1 protein-coding gene is annotated in these 536 nt (G+C 74.4%); it reads right to left on the bottom strand.

The annotated features are described in order from the left end of the window. Positions 1-261 precede the first annotated feature (261 nt). Positions 262-536 (bottom strand): hypothetical protein (locus FV228_RS32335; protein ID WP_147858024.1); only part of this gene is annotated, 275 nt, incomplete at its 5' end.

Below are 536 nucleotides of genomic sequence, written 5' to 3'. Positions count from 1 at the left end.
CTCGTAGCCGTCCCCCGGGCCGCCATAGCCGTGCGGGGGCGGCGGACCGTCGAAGTCGGCGGCCAGCGCCGGGGCGGTGGCGAGCAGCAGGGCGCAGAACCCGGCGCGCCCAAAGACATGACGGAAGGGCACTGTTCGGCCTCGGCAGGGACGGGCGGCGGGGATCGCGGCCCTCGATGCCGGAGACTGCGCCGCGCCGGCTGAACCCCCGCCGCGCCCCCCGTTGGCCGCCGTTCAGCCGGCTCCGTTCCGCAGCGCGCGTCAGTTCTGCATCGCGTTGATCTCGCACTGCGCGTAATCCGCGCTCGCCTTCACGTAGGCGTTGAGCTTCTGCGCGTAGGCCTCGGCGATCGGCCGGAACGCCTGCGCTTGCAGGTTGTAGGCCTTCACCGCGTCGTTGAAGCTGTAGGCCTCCCAGCCGGGGCAGCCGCCCTTGGCGTCGAGGCAGGCCGGCTTCTCGGGGAGCACGGGCTTGGTCGGGCGCAGAGCCGCCGGCGGCGCCTCCGGGGGCTTGCAGGCGGTGACCGCCGGGGCGG

Source organism: Methylobacterium sp. WL18, from assembly GCF_008040015.1.
GTDB lineage: Bacteria > Pseudomonadota > Alphaproteobacteria > Rhizobiales > Beijerinckiaceae > Methylobacterium > Methylobacterium mesophilicum.
Note: the sequence above shows the minus strand (reverse complement) of the source record. Positions and strands in the feature narration are given on the sequence as shown.